This window comes from Mesorhizobium sp. DxT (assembly GCF_058448885.1).
Genome location: NZ_JBZFLJ010000012.1, coordinates 32854 through 45189, shown reverse-complemented (window position 1 = coordinate 45189; position 12336 = coordinate 32854). Strand labels below are relative to the sequence as shown.

The window sequence follows — 12336 nt, the reverse complement described above, 5'->3', positions numbered from 1 at the left end:
CTTCGCTGGATTACGCGAGTTCCACGTCGGGCCTGCGGTTGCGCAACTCGTCGACCAGAACACGGGTGTTCTCCGAATAGTCGATCGGCAAATCGACCAGATGAACACCGCCGTCGGCGAAGGCGGCTTCGAGCGCCGGCATGAGATCCTCGACCGCACTGACCCGCGAGCCCTTGGCGCCATAGGCCTCGGCGTAGCGTACGAAATCGGGATTGCCGAAGCTCATGCCGAAATCCTGGAAGCCGTCCACCGCCTGCTTCCAGCGTATCATGCCGTAGGCGCTGTCGTTTAGGATGATCACCACGAGGTTCAGCCCGAGCCGCACCGCAGTTTCTATCTCTTGCGAGTTCATCATGAAGCCACCATCGCCGCACACGGCCAGCACGCGGCGGTTCGGATAAAGCATCGCCGCCATCATCGCCGAGGGCAGGCCGGCGCCCATCGTGGCGAGCGCATTGTCGAGCAGCAGCGTGTTGGCGACATGGGTCCTGTAGTTGCGCGCGAACCAAATCTTGTACATGCCGTTGTCGAGGCAGACGATGCCGTCTTCCGGCATCACCTTGCGCACATCGTGGACGATGCGCTGCGGTGTAGGCGGAAAACGATCTTCCTCGGCGCGGTCGTTGATGCGGGCGAGGATACGCTGACGCAGTTCGAGCATGCCCTCGTCGGGTGAAAGTTTTCCTTCGAGCCGCTCGGCAAGTCCCGCGACCGCAGCCCCGATGTCGCCGATCAGCTCGAAATCCGGATGGTAGACCTGTTCGACCGTAGCAGACTGGTAGCCGACATGGATGACCTTTGGTCCCCCCGCACTTTTCATGAGAAAGGGCGGCTTCTCGATCGTGTCGTGGCCGATGGCGACGATCAGGTCGGCAAGATCGACCGCCTCGTGCACATAGTCGCCCTCCGAGAGCGCCGCGGTGCCCATGTAAAGGTTCGAGCCGCCGGTGACAGCGCCTTTGCCCATCTGCGTGTTGAAGAATGGCAGGCGGCTTCGAGCAACGAAGTCCGAGAGCCGGTCAACCAGGGTGGGCCGGTTACCCGCAGCGCCGATCATTACTAGCGGGCGTTTTGCGTTGCGGATGATCTCGGCTGCCCTGTCGAGAGCCGCGGCACTGGCCACGGGGCGGTCCACCCCATGGCGCGCGATGACCGGGATGTTTGCGACCTCTTCGGCCGCAACGTCCTCCGGCAGTTCCAGATGTACCGGTCCCGGCCGCTCTTCCATCGCGACACGAAAGGCGTCGCGGACCGTCGAGGGTATGGCGGCGGCACTGACGATCTGGCGCGTCATCTTGGTCAGCGGCTTCATCGAGGCGACGATATCAACGATCTGGAAGCGGGCCTGCTTGGCGCTCATCACCGGCTTCTGCCCGGTGATGAGGATCATCGGCATCGCACCCAGGTGTGCATACGCAGCGCCGTTCGAGAAATTGAGCGCGCCGGGTCCGAGCGTTGCCAGACACACGCCGGGCTTACCCGTCAGCCGTCCATGCGTGGCCGCCATGAAGGCCGCGGCCTGCTCATGGCGTGTCAGCACCAGCTTGATGCTGGAGGTCCGCAGCGATTCCAGAAGGTCGAGGTTTTCCTCGCCCGGCACGCCGAAGATGCGATCGACGCCTTCGTTCTCCAGTGCGGTGACAAAAAGGTCCGATCCTTTCGGCATAGCCTAAACTCCTGCTTTCATCGTTTCGATGGAACTCGCGGCGAGCATACACGGGCTTGTGCAATTGCCACCTATTGTCCCTGTGTCGCGAGACCGGCGGCGGCTCCGTTCTAGCCCATCACGATGTCGGAATATTCGGGATGGCGTGCACGGTAGCCACCCATGAACGAGCAGCGCAGGACGACCTTGCCACTACGCGCGCGGACTGTCTCAAAGATGCCCCGAGCCAGTTGCGAACCGATTCCCTGTCCGGTGAGCCGATACGCACTTCGGTGTGGACGAGGACGAACCGGCCGTCCTCGACCCCGGAAATAGGTGGCTGCGATGTCGCCATCGCGGCCCGCTATCGGGGCTCGAAACGAAACGCGGCCGGATTGTCGATGACTGGATTCATTCGTTTCCCTGGACTTTGCTCCGCCGGTATCTTGGGGAATGAGAGTATCTTACGGCGTCTTGTGAGACATCCGGATAATCGGTGCGACTTCCGTGCCGAGAAGCTCGATCGATCGCTTCATCGCGGTGGTTTCAAGTGATGCGGTGCTCATCTGGAAGGTGATGCGTGAGATGCCGCCAAGCGTCTCGCTTGCCTCGAGCATCTTGGCAGCAACCGTCGCCGGCGCACCGATCAGGAAAGCGCCTTCAGGGCTGGCCATCGCGTCGAACTGTTGACGCGTTGGCGTCGGCCACCTTCGCTCACGTCCGATGGTGCCGGTCAGATGCGCCCATCCGGGAAAGAACGCATCCTTGGCCTCTGCGTCGGTCTCGCCGACGAAACCCATCGCATGCACCCCCACAACGAGCTTCTCCTGGGCGTGCCCCGCACGCCCACCGGCCTCGCGATAGAGATCGACGAGCGGTCTAAAGCGTTCGAACGTGCCGCCAATGATCGCGATCATCAGCGGAAGGCCGAGCTCTCCGGCGCGCTCGAAGGATGACGGGGTGCCGCCGACGCCCACCCACAGCGGCAGTCGCGGCTGGTGGGGACGCGGGAAAACGCCCTCTCCGTGAAGGGCGGGGCGATAGCGCCCATACCAGGAGATGTTGGTCTCTTCGCCGAGCTTTAGGAACAGGTCGAGCTTTTCGGCGAAAAGATCGTCATAGGCGCGGGTATCGAGCCCGAACAGCGGAAACGCCTCTCCGAACGACCCACGCCCGACGACGATTTCGGCGCGCCCTTTGGAGATCAGGTCGAGCGTTGCGAATTCCTGGAAAACCCGCACCGGGTCGGCGGCGCTCAGCACCGTCACCGCGCTCGTCAGGCGGATCTTGCTGGTTCGGGCCGCCGCCGCCGAAAGAATAATGGCCGGCGCGGAGTCGAGGAATTCTGCGCGGTGGTGCTCCCCGATGCCGAATACATCGAGCCCGACACGGTCAGCGGTTTCGATCTCGTCAAGCAGGTCGGCCATGCGACCGGTCGCCGAGGGAAGTCGTCCGGTCGTCGGATCGGGAAGGATGGCAGCAAAACTGTCGACGCCTATTTCCATGATGGGTTCTTTCAAGATGTTCATCGGTCCTTGCGGACCGCGTTGAATTGGCGCGCGGGGCTGGTCTGGCTACGGTGAAATGCGAACGGGCACCCGTCTGTCCGACCACGAATTAGCCTATGATCCAGGGCGCCGCGGTGCAGGTTCTGCCCAGCAGGTGCCGTTCTTGCTTCCTTTTTGCTCCTCCACGCTACCAGGACTTGAGTTGGTGCGATTTCTTGGTGACGGTGCGACTGACGCGAATGCGTGACCTCAGACCGTCCGCATGGGGTAAGTGACATCTCTTTCTGCAATAAAGTAGAGCTCGCTCCTGCCACGCTGTGTCGCGAAAAGGGGAACACCAGATGGATATCGACGACCTTCGGACATTCGTGGAAGTTGCCGATGCCGGCGGCGTATCGGCTGCCGCGCGCAGGCTCGGCGTGTCCAAATCGATCGTCAGCCGTCGGCTCTTCCGGCTTGAGGCGGAGCTCGGTGTCCAGCTTCTCGCCCGCACCACCCGAGGCGCGGCTCTGACGGAAGCCGGGGCTTCATTCCGAGACCATGCAGCAAGAGTAGGCGCCGAAATCGATGCGGCGCGGGAAATAATCCAGCCCACTGGTGACCTGACCGGCCGACTGCGTGTCGCAATGCCGCTGACCTTCGGTCCGACGCACCTAGCACCAGTGCTGGCGGAGCTGGCGCGCCGCCACCCGAGACTTCACATCCACTCATCCTACAGCGACCGCTTTGTCGATCTCATCGCCGAGGGTTTCGACTGCGCGATCCGGGTCGGCCTCCTCCAGGACTCCAACCTGATCGCAAGACGCGTGGGGACTATCCACGGGAAGTTTCTTGCCAGCCCCGACTACATAGCGGCGCATGGCGCGCCGGAGGCGCCAGAGGAGATCGCCTCTCACCAGGCCCTGATGCAGGGCACGGAAGCCTGGCAGTTCATGGACGGCGACAAGGTCGTCACCATCAATCCGCAAGGGCGTTACAAGGCCGACAATGGTATCGCGCTCGCTGCAGCCGCAGCCGCAGGGCTTGGGGTCGCTTGGCTACCCGACTGTGTCACCGACGCCTATGTCGCCGCGGGCGCGCTGGTGCCGATCATGACACGTTACCCGGTGCCATCGGCTGGGGTCTTCGTCATCCGGCCGCCGGGGCAGCATCAATCGCGCAAGGTGCGGGTACTGACGGAGTTGCTGATCGAATGCCTCGTGGAAGATCCGCGCCTTGCGGGGGTCGAGCGGTAGCGATTGACCTTCGCGAGAGGCGGCTTTGGCGTTGCACTTTTCGCGACACAGCTCGGCGGATGGCGGAGCTAGTTGCCAGCGTTACCGACAGCTATGTCGAACGTCTGGCGGAACCACGAAAGGATAGGCGCATGAGTTGGAACCCATCAATCGAACCAGGCTGTCCCGATGAGGTCAACATTGATGCGATCGAAACCCTTATCGTTCCGCGTTCCCGAGACCTTGGCGATTTCCAGGTGCGGCGCGCTTTGCCGGCACCGAAGCGTCAGATGGTCGGACCGTTCATCTTCTTCGATCAGGCCGGGCCGGCGGAGTTGCTGACCGGCCATGGCGTCGACGTGCGGCCGCATCCGCATATCGGCCTCGGCACGGTCACCTACCTGTTCCAGGGCGACTTCCATCACCGCGACAGCACCGGCGCCGACCAGATCATCCGCCCCGGCGCGCTCAACTGGATGGTCGCCGGTCGCGGCGTCACCCATTCGGAACGTACGTCGGCGGCGGCGCGCAACGGTCCGAACAGCCTGTTCGGGATCCAGACCTGGCTGGCTCTGCCCGACAGCCACGAGGACGTGGCGCCTAGCTTCGAGCATCACGGCAAGGAGACGCTGCCCGTCATCGAGGATCGCGGTGTCTCCGTGCGGCTGATCCTCGGAAACGCCTATGACAAGACCGCGCCCGCGACGATGCTCTCCGAGACCTTCTACGCCGATGTGAGGCTTGAGCCGGGCAGTCGACTGCCCATGCCGGACGATCACGAAGACCGGGGCATCTACATCGTCGATGGCTCGATCTCGGTAGCCGGACAGGAATTCGAGGCGGGCCAGATGATGGTATTCCGGCCGGGCGACCGCATCACGATAGCTGCTGGCGAGCGGAGCGCGCGATTGATGATCCTCGGCGGCGCGACCTTCAACGGACCGCGCTACATATGGTGGAACTTCGTCGCCTCGTCGCAGGAGCGGATCGAACTTGCCAAGGCCGAATGGCGGGCTGCGAACTGGGGCAAGGGCCGCTTTGACCTGCCCGCCGACGACCGCAACGAGTACATTCCTCTTCCCGATTGACCCAAACCAGCGTGGAGAAACGACCATGACCAGGTGGCCGCAGCTTGATTACCTCAGCTGGCGCGAGACGTGTTCAGCCCTGCATCTGTATCTCCAGATCGCCGGCAAATACCGGCTGGCACACACTCCGTGGCTCAATCATTCGTGGAACGCGACCTTCTATGTCACGCCCCACGGTTTGGCGTCCTCGCCCATTCCGGACGGTCCCGGCATCGAGATCCTGTTCGACTTGCGCGAGCACAGGGTTGTCGGCACTTGTGGCAACGGTCGCAAGGAGTCGTTCGATCTTGGGCCTATGACGGTCGCGACCTTCCACGCGAGCTTTTTGCAACTGGTCTCCGATCTTGGCGGCACGCCAACCTTCAACGGCAGCCCGAACGAGGTGCCCTACCCGGTTCCCTTCGCCGAGGACGATCGCGACCGGCCCTATGACCGCGAAGCCGTTCAGCGCTTCCACCAGGGTTTGATCGCAGTTGACAGGGTCTTCAACCGGTTTCGGACGTCGTTTGTGGGCAAGTCCAGTCCCGTTCACCTGTTCTGGGGCAGCTTCGACCTGGCTGTCACGCGCTTTTCGGGCCGACGCGCGCCACTGCATCCGGCGGGCATCCCCGCCCTGCCCGACAACGTGGCGCAGGAGGCCTATGATCGCGAAGTATCGTCGGCGGGCTTCTGGCCGGGCGGCAATGGCATCGACTACCCGGCATTCTATGCCTACGCCTATCCGGCGCCCGGCGGTTACCGCGCCGCGACGGTACAGCCCGATGCCGCGTTCTGGCATGACGGTGTGTCGGAATTCGTCCTCCCCTACGATGCCGTGCAATCCGCCGCCGATCCCGACGAGGCGCTCATGGCATTCCTCGTCTCGACCTATGAGGCGGCGGCCGATCTGGGCGGCTGGGATCGTGATCTTCTGGAGTGTGCCCACGGTACGCCGCGTCAGGTGCGCGTGCCGGACGCCGCGCTGGCCGGGCCTGCGCCCTTGTCAGACGACGAGACAGTCGAACGGGAAGATGGCGTGTCGAAGGGGCGGTACCGGCTGGTCGTCGATGGCATCGAGGCGGAGATGACTTACAGCCGCGCCGGCGACAGCCTGATAATCATCGACCACACGGAGGTGCCCGCAGCCTTGCGCGGTCGCAAGGTCGGCGAACGGCTGGTGCGCAAGGCAATCGAGGACGCTCGCCGCGACGGTATCGCAATTATGCCGCTCTGCCCCTTCGCAAAAGCACAGATCGGTCGCCACCCCGAATGGCAGGACGTCGTGCGCCAGTGATGGGTTTATGGCGGCCGATTAGCAAAGAAATTCCGGCGCAAAAGCAGCAGACAGTAAAATTCCCACGGCAGGAGCAATGAAATGGACGCTGTAAAATATCGGATCGTCGAACACGACGGCGGCTGGGCTTATCGGGTGGACGACACCTATTCGGAGACGTTCTCCAGTCATGATGCCGCATTCGGCGCTGCGCGGCGAGCCGCCTGCAAGCAGCTGCGGCCGGGCGAGACCACTGGCATCGTCTGGGAGGACGCGACTGGCCACTGGCACGCGGAACTTTCGCGAGCGGGCGACAGACCCGAGGCACAGGTCATCGGCTGACGCGCGGCGCTGAGGTCATACTGATACCATCAGAACCCTCAGACCATTCTTGTTGGAATGCGAGGACTGTCGGATGTCAGAAGAAGGTTGGGTACATCTTCCTGATTGGGGGGATGAATGGCGTAGGCAAACCTTGAACAGATACCTCAGCCCCCCGACGGCTGCTTATCGCCGAACATTGCCTCTCAACGGACAGTCTTCCATCTGAACGACCGTCAGATGCCTTGTTCCACCATGTGTGCGTCCCGATGGCTCTGCGCACCGACGTTGTATAACCCACTGGTGGCCTATCGGCCAAATCCTGCGCCAGTTGGTAGCCATAAGGAAAGTTGCGGAAACGCCCAGAACAGAACCAGGCCGCCGACCAGCAGCGCGACGTAGGGCATTGAGCCGCGGATGACGTCGGCGAGCGGCGCTCCGGTTATCCCCTTGATGACGAATAGGTTCATGCCAACGGGCGGCGTGATCAGGGCCAGCTCCAGATTGATCATCAAGAGCACGCCATACCATATCGGATTGATGTCGAGCGCCATCATCGCCGGTAGGATGATCGGCGTGGTAATCAGGATGATGGCGATCGTCTCCAGGAACATTCCAAGGATGAAGATGGCGACCATCACCACTAGGATGAAGCCGGTCTGTGACAGTCCGAAGGCGGTTACGGTCTCCATGATCTCTGCCGGAAGACGAATGATCGTGACCGCATGACCGAAAAGGCCGGCGCCGGCGATGATCATGAACAGCATCGCGCTGGTGCGCATCGTTTGCCAGGTGCAGTCCCACAGATCAGCCAGCGAGACATTGCGATAGACGATCAGCGCTACGGCCAGCGCGTAGACCGCGCCGACCGCAGCTGCCTCGGCCGCCGTGAAAACGCCGAGATAGATGCCACCGAGGATGATCGGCGGCAATGCGACGGCCCAGATCGAGTTGAGCAGCGCCCGCGCAACGACCCGGCTGCCCGGCCAGGTCTGCGCCTCGGTCTCGCCGTGCCTGTTGGCTTGCACCCAGGAAAAGACGGCAAAGACCACCGCCATGATCAATCCGGGGATCATGCCGGCCAAGAACAGGGCCCCGATCGAGGCATCGGTCACGATTGCGTAGAGGATCATCGGGCCTGATGGAGGAATGAGGATTCCCAATGTTCCGCCGGCCGCGATGATTCCATAGGTGTCGCGCGGGCGGTATCCGAACCGCTGCATCTGCGGGATCGCGGTCGAGCCTATGGTGAGAGCGGTGGCGACCGACGAGCCGGAGATGGTCGAAAAGATGGTGCAGGAAAGGATCGTCGCGAAGCCGAGTCCGCCCTTGACATGGCCGACAAGCTTGTTGGCCATGTCGTAAAGATCGTCGACGACCTTTGCCTTGATCATGACATGGGCCATGAAGGCGAACATCGGGATGGTCGCCAGCAAGGGATTGTTCAGGCTGGCGAAGATGGTGTCCGCGATCGAGTCGATCTTGCCCTCGAAGACCAGCAGCACCGCGACCGACGACAGGCCGAGCGCGGCAAAAATCGGCATGCCGGTCAGGAGCAGAAAGACAAGTGATCCGAGGATGAGCAGCGTCGTCATGGCCGCCTTCTCCCTGCTCTGTCGAGCAAGGCCGCAAGCGCGGCTAGGCCTAGCAGAACCGATCCGACGACCATCGTGGATTGCGGTATCCACATTGGGATCGACAGATAGCCGGTGGAATAGGCGCCGAAGGCTCGCGAGAACCGGACCGTGTGCCACGAGGCCACCAGCAGCAACGCGGCGAAGCAGATGACGCTGGCAAGCGACCACAGTTCCAGCCACCAGCGCAACCGGGGGCTGGCGTGATCGACGAGAAGATCGATGCGGATATGATCGCCGCGCCGCAAAGCCTCCGCCGCACCTAGCATGACTATTGCCACCACCAGAAATCCCGTCCCCTCGTCCACGCCCATGATGGGCTTGTTAAGCATGTAGCGGTTGAAGACACTGACGACCGTGATACCCAGGACAACCAGGATCAGCAGGGCGCTCAATGCTCCGCCCAGCCGCGACAGAGCCCTCGCTGCTCTCAGGGGAAGTGAGGAGGCGCTGGGCGCCTCCTCCTTTGCCGGTTCTCCGGACATGCCGAATGCTACTGGATCTTCTCGATCAGGCCGAGCAGCGTCTTGCCGTCCTCGCCGGTCTCCTCCGCGAAGCCCTCGGCGAAGGCCGGCTGCATCGCCGCCTTGAACGCCTCGTTTTCCGCATCGGTCGCTATGTGGACGGTGACGCCCTTTTCCTCCAGTTGCTTCGGTGCATCTGCGGAGGCCTTGATCGAAGCGTCGAGCGCCCATTGCGACGCAGACTTTCCGGCCTCGTCCAGTGCCGCCTTGGACTTGTCGCTGAGGCCTTCGTACCAAGACGGATTGACGTAGCCGTGCAGATAAGCCGCCAGTACCGGAACCACCGTCATGTGATCCTGAACCTCGAAATACTTGCGCGAGTAGGCAGCGGCGACGTCGGTGATCGCGGCGTCGACGATGCCGGTGGCCAGCGCCTGGTAGACCTCGCTTCCGGGCATCGATACGGTCGTCGCGCCCATTGCCGTCAGGCCACGGTCGAAGGCGGGACCGATGCCACGCATCTTGAGACCCTGGAAATCGGCGGGGGCGATCAACGCTTTGCCCTTGGATGTGAAGACGCTGGTGTTGGTCTGGAACATCCAGGCGACGTTCTTGACTCCCTTCTCGGCAAGCTTTTCTTCGAGGAATGCGGCTGCTTCCGAGGTTGGCCACTTCTTCCAGGCCTCGATCGACGACATCGTGTATGGGCCGACAGTCACGTTCATCAGCGGCAGCGTCTTGCCCCATTGAAAATTGAGCGAGAAGGCGCACTCGATGTCGCCCTTGGCGACCGCGAGGATGTTGTCGTTCGCCTTGACCAGGCTATCGGCGCCGAAAACCTGAACGTCGAGTTCGCCCTCGGAGAGCTTCTCCACTTCTGCCGCCCACTGGTCGACAACGATGGCGATATGATGGGCCGGCGGTAGCTGATGGCTGCAGCGCATCGCGGTTTGCGCATTGGCCATGCCGATCGCAGAGGCTGAGAGCAGCAAGGTCGCCGTCAGGACTTGTGTGGTTCTTGGCATTGTCATTCCTCCCTAGAATGCATCGTCAGTTGGAAAGCGGGATTTCCGGTCCCGCTCAGGCCCTCCATTCGAGCGTCGCCGGAAGTCCGGCACGCGCAATTCCTCCAAAGAAGCGCTCTCCCGGCATTGCCTTTTCGGGAATGCTGCGGACGGCCGCCAGCGCTTCCAGATCGATACCGGTGGCGAAGCCCATGGTTTCACAAAGAAAGACCAGGTCCTCGAAGACCACGTTGCCGGTCGCCCCGGGGGCGAATGGACAGCCGCCGAGCCCGCCAAGCGAACCGTCGAGGATGCGACAGCCTGCATCGAGTGCTGCCGACGCATTCGCGATGCCCATGCCACGGGTGTCGTGAAGGTGGACGATGAATCCGCCGTCGCCCACCAGCGTGCGCATATCGCCGGCAAGCCGTTCTACCTGTCGCGGACCCGCAAAGCCGACCGTATCGGCAATGCCAACGACGTCGGCGCCGGCCTGCAGGCATGCCTCGGCAAGCCGGACTACGTCATCCGGATGCACCCTGCCGGCGATCGAGCAGCCGAAAGCCATGGCGATGCCGGCATTGATCAGTGCCTTGTGACCGGTCTCGTCGCGCAGGCGGGCAGCGGTCCGCACGAGGTCGATCGCATCGGTTCGCGAGCGGCGCATGTTCGCCTGACTGTGTTCCTCGGTCGCAGAAACCACGCAAACGATCTCGTCGACATTTGTGCTGATGGCATCGACGGCGCCGCGCTCGTTCAAAGCCAGGGCTGCCGATCGTGCTCCGTCGAGCGCCGCCATTGCCTCGATTATTGCCGCGAGGTCGGCAAATTGCGGCATGCGGTTGGCCGGCAGAAACGAGCCAACCTCGAAGTGCCGGACGCCGGCCGCATGCTCCTGCAACAGCCAGGTGCGCTTTTCCTCAGTCGACGGCCAGGCCTTCACCAATTGCAGGCCGTCGCGGAGCCCGACCTCACGCAGGCTGATCTTGTCGACTGGATAGGCTTCGTCGCGGCGGTTCATGCGGCTCTCCTTGCGCTGCCACGCGCCTTGCCGATCGCGTCGGCATCAAAGCCGAGACCCGCCAGCACCGCCGTCGTGTCAGCGCCAAGGGCTGGAACGTCACCGCCGACGCTCATCATGGAACCGTCGACATCGACAGGCAGCGACGGCGCCCGGAATGTCTGGCCGCTGGGCAGCTTGGAGGTTACCAGCCCGCCTGGCCGCATCACATGCGGATCCGAGTACATCTCGGAGGGCTTGGCGATCGGCGAATAAGGAATACCGAGAGCTTCGAACTCTTGCGATAGATCGGCCGCACGGTGGGTGGCGATTGCCGCAGCGACGATAGGAATGGTGCGGTCTCGGGCATCGATCTGGTCCATGCGTGTCTGCAGGGTGGGATCGGCGAGCAGATCATCCAGGCCAAGGAACTTGCACAGTGCCGTCCATTGACCCTCCGTCACCGCTCCGACGAACATCTGTTTCGCGTCGGCTGTGTCGAATATATCGTAGACCGGCCACGAGAAGGTCCTCTCAGGCATAGGCGGTGGGTTCACGCCTTCCAGCTCGAACTGCACCATGTGCTGGGCTACGAGCAACAGGCAGTTTTCGAACAGCCCGACGCGCAGGCTGCGACCCTTGCCAGTCTGTTGGCGCTCCAGGAGTGCAGCCACGACCGAGAACGCGCCAAAAAGCCCTCCCATGATGTCGTTAGCGGACGAGCCGACCCGGAGCGGACGCCCCGTCGGACCGGTCATGTAGGCGAGGCCCGTCATCATCTGCACCACTTCGTCGAGGGCCGTCCTGTCCTGGTAGGGCCCGGCGAGAAAGCCCTTGTGCGAAGCCAGCACGAGCTCAGGAAACCGCTTGCGCAGATCGTCCGGGTCCGCTCCCATCTTTGCCAGCGATGCGTCGCGAAAATTGTCGATGAAGACGTCGGCCGTTGCCAACAGCGCATCAAGCGCCTTGCGACCGCTCTCCGATTGCAGGTCCAGCTGCACCGACTTCTTGCCGCGATTGAACAACGGGAAAAAGGGGCGACCCATGCCGGTAAGATTGCGGGTCTTGTCGCCTTCTGGCGGCTCGACCTTGATCACTTCCGCACCCAGCATGCCGAGAAACATGCCGCACGACGGCCCCATGATCATGTGGGACATCTCGACAACCCTCATGCCGGCCAGCGGTTGGAAGTCCGATTGCATTCAC

At 62.6% G+C, this 12336-nt stretch carries 12 protein-coding genes; 4 read left to right on the top strand and 8 right to left on the bottom strand.

Annotated features, from left to right (window positions below; all coding sequences use genetic code 11):
* Nucleotides 1-10 precede the first annotated feature (10 nt).
* The 3 genes from ACVJNE_RS20390 to ACVJNE_RS20380 form a co-directional block, all read right to left on the bottom strand.
* The gene (locus tag ACVJNE_RS20390) at nucleotides 11-1666 is read right to left on the bottom strand and encodes an acetolactate synthase large subunit (protein ID WP_499568565.1); all 1656 of its coding nucleotides are present in this window, start codon (nucleotides 1664-1666) and stop codon (nucleotides 11-13) included.
* A gap of 110 nt (nucleotides 1667-1776) precedes the next feature.
* Nucleotides 1777-1884: a GNAT family protein gene (locus ACVJNE_RS20385; RefSeq protein WP_499568730.1), complete on the bottom strand. Its 108-nt coding sequence runs from the start codon at nucleotides 1882-1884 to the stop codon at nucleotides 1777-1779.
* 225 nt (nucleotides 1885-2109) lie between these two features.
* Nucleotides 2110-3150 carry an LLM class flavin-dependent oxidoreductase gene (locus ACVJNE_RS20380; RefSeq protein ID WP_499568729.1) on the bottom strand — a complete coding sequence of 347 codons (1041 nt, stop codon included), beginning with the start codon at nucleotides 3148-3150 and terminating at the stop codon, nucleotides 2110-2112.
* Nucleotides 3151-3494: 344 nt separating this feature from the next.
* On the opposite strand from ACVJNE_RS20380, the gene ACVJNE_RS20375 reads away from it, so the two are divergent.
* From ACVJNE_RS20375 to ACVJNE_RS20360, 4 genes are all read left to right on the top strand, one after another.
* Nucleotides 3495-4388 (top strand): LysR family transcriptional regulator, encoded by an 894-nt coding sequence (locus ACVJNE_RS20375; RefSeq protein ID WP_499568563.1) that lies wholly within the window; start codon nucleotides 3495-3497, stop codon nucleotides 4386-4388.
* A 131-nt stretch (nucleotides 4389-4519) separates the two neighbouring features.
* Nucleotides 4520-5455 carry a pirin family protein gene (locus ACVJNE_RS20370; protein WP_499568562.1) on the top strand — a complete coding sequence of 312 codons (936 nt, stop codon included), beginning with the start codon at nucleotides 4520-4522 and terminating at the stop codon, nucleotides 5453-5455.
* A gap of 25 nt (nucleotides 5456-5480) precedes the next feature.
* Complete coding sequence (locus tag ACVJNE_RS20365) at nucleotides 5481-6728, top strand: DUF5996 family protein (protein ID WP_499568560.1); 1248 nt, start codon at nucleotides 5481-5483, stop codon at nucleotides 6726-6728.
* An 81-nt stretch (nucleotides 6729-6809) separates the two neighbouring features.
* Nucleotides 6810-7049, top strand: a complete 240-nt coding sequence (locus ACVJNE_RS20360) for a DUF2188 domain-containing protein (protein ID WP_499568558.1) — start codon at nucleotides 6810-6812, stop codon at nucleotides 7047-7049.
* Nucleotides 7050-7336: 287 nt separating this feature from the next.
* Here the strand turns inward: ACVJNE_RS20360 and ACVJNE_RS20355 are convergent, their stop codons facing one another.
* The 5 genes from ACVJNE_RS20355 to ACVJNE_RS20335 form a co-directional block, all read right to left on the bottom strand.
* Complete coding sequence (locus ACVJNE_RS20355; RefSeq protein ID WP_499568556.1) at nucleotides 7337-8623, bottom strand: TRAP transporter large permease; 1287 nt, start codon at nucleotides 8621-8623, stop codon at nucleotides 7337-7339.
* A complete protein-coding gene (locus tag ACVJNE_RS20350; RefSeq protein WP_499568554.1) occupies nucleotides 8620-9057 on the bottom strand; it encodes a TRAP transporter small permease in 438 nt (145 codons plus the stop codon). The genes ACVJNE_RS20355 and ACVJNE_RS20350 overlap by 4 nt, the downstream gene beginning before the upstream one ends.
* A 98-nt stretch (nucleotides 9058-9155) precedes the next feature.
* Nucleotides 9156-10151 carry a TRAP transporter substrate-binding protein gene (locus ACVJNE_RS20345; protein WP_499568553.1) on the bottom strand — a complete coding sequence of 332 codons (996 nt, stop codon included), beginning with the start codon at nucleotides 10149-10151 and terminating at the stop codon, nucleotides 9156-9158.
* Nucleotides 10152-10206: 55 nt separating this feature from the next.
* Nucleotides 10207-11151, bottom strand: coding sequence for a hydroxymethylglutaryl-CoA lyase-like TIM-barrel protein (locus tag ACVJNE_RS20340; protein ID WP_499568551.1), 945 nt, complete (start codon nucleotides 11149-11151; stop codon nucleotides 10207-10209).
* The gene (locus ACVJNE_RS20335; protein ID WP_499568550.1) at nucleotides 11148-12332 is read right to left on the bottom strand and encodes a CaiB/BaiF CoA transferase family protein; all 1185 of its coding nucleotides are present in this window, start codon (nucleotides 12330-12332) and stop codon (nucleotides 11148-11150) included. The genes ACVJNE_RS20340 and ACVJNE_RS20335 overlap by 4 nt, the downstream gene beginning before the upstream one ends.
* Nucleotides 12333-12336 lie beyond the last annotated feature (4 nt).

What these genes read in the sequence shown, in the direction of transcription:
- ACVJNE_RS20375 (WP_499568563.1), top strand. Translation starts at nt 3,495, where the DNA reads ATGGATATCGACGACCTTCGGACATTCGTGGAAGTTGCCGATGCCGGC.
- ACVJNE_RS20370 (WP_499568562.1), top strand. Translation starts at nt 4,520, where the DNA reads ATGAGTTGGAACCCATCAATCGAACCAGGCTGTCCCGATGAGGTCAAC.
- ACVJNE_RS20365 (WP_499568560.1), top strand. Translation starts at nt 5,481, where the DNA reads ATGACCAGGTGGCCGCAGCTTGATTACCTCAGCTGGCGCGAGACGTGT.
- ACVJNE_RS20340 (WP_499568551.1), bottom strand. Translation starts at nt 11,151, where the DNA reads ATGAACCGCCGCGACGAAGCCTATCCAGTCGACAAGATCAGCCTGCGT.
- ACVJNE_RS20345 (WP_499568553.1), bottom strand. Translation starts at nt 10,151, where the DNA reads ATGCCAAGAACCACACAAGTCCTGACGGCGACCTTGCTGCTCTCAGCC.
- ACVJNE_RS20390 (WP_499568565.1), bottom strand. Translation starts at nt 1,666, where the DNA reads ATGCCGAAAGGATCGGACCTTTTTGTCACCGCACTGGAGAACGAAGGC.
- ACVJNE_RS20360 (WP_499568558.1), top strand. Translation starts at nt 6,810, where the DNA reads ATGGACGCTGTAAAATATCGGATCGTCGAACACGACGGCGGCTGGGCT.
- ACVJNE_RS20380 (WP_499568729.1), bottom strand. Translation starts at nt 3,150, where the DNA reads ATGGAAATAGGCGTCGACAGTTTTGCTGCCATCCTTCCCGATCCGACG.
- ACVJNE_RS20355 (WP_499568556.1), bottom strand. Translation starts at nt 8,623, where the DNA reads ATGACGACGCTGCTCATCCTCGGATCACTTGTCTTTCTGCTCCTGACC.
- ACVJNE_RS20335 (WP_499568550.1), bottom strand. Translation starts at nt 12,332, where the DNA reads ATGCAATCGGACTTCCAACCGCTGGCCGGCATGAGGGTTGTCGAGATG.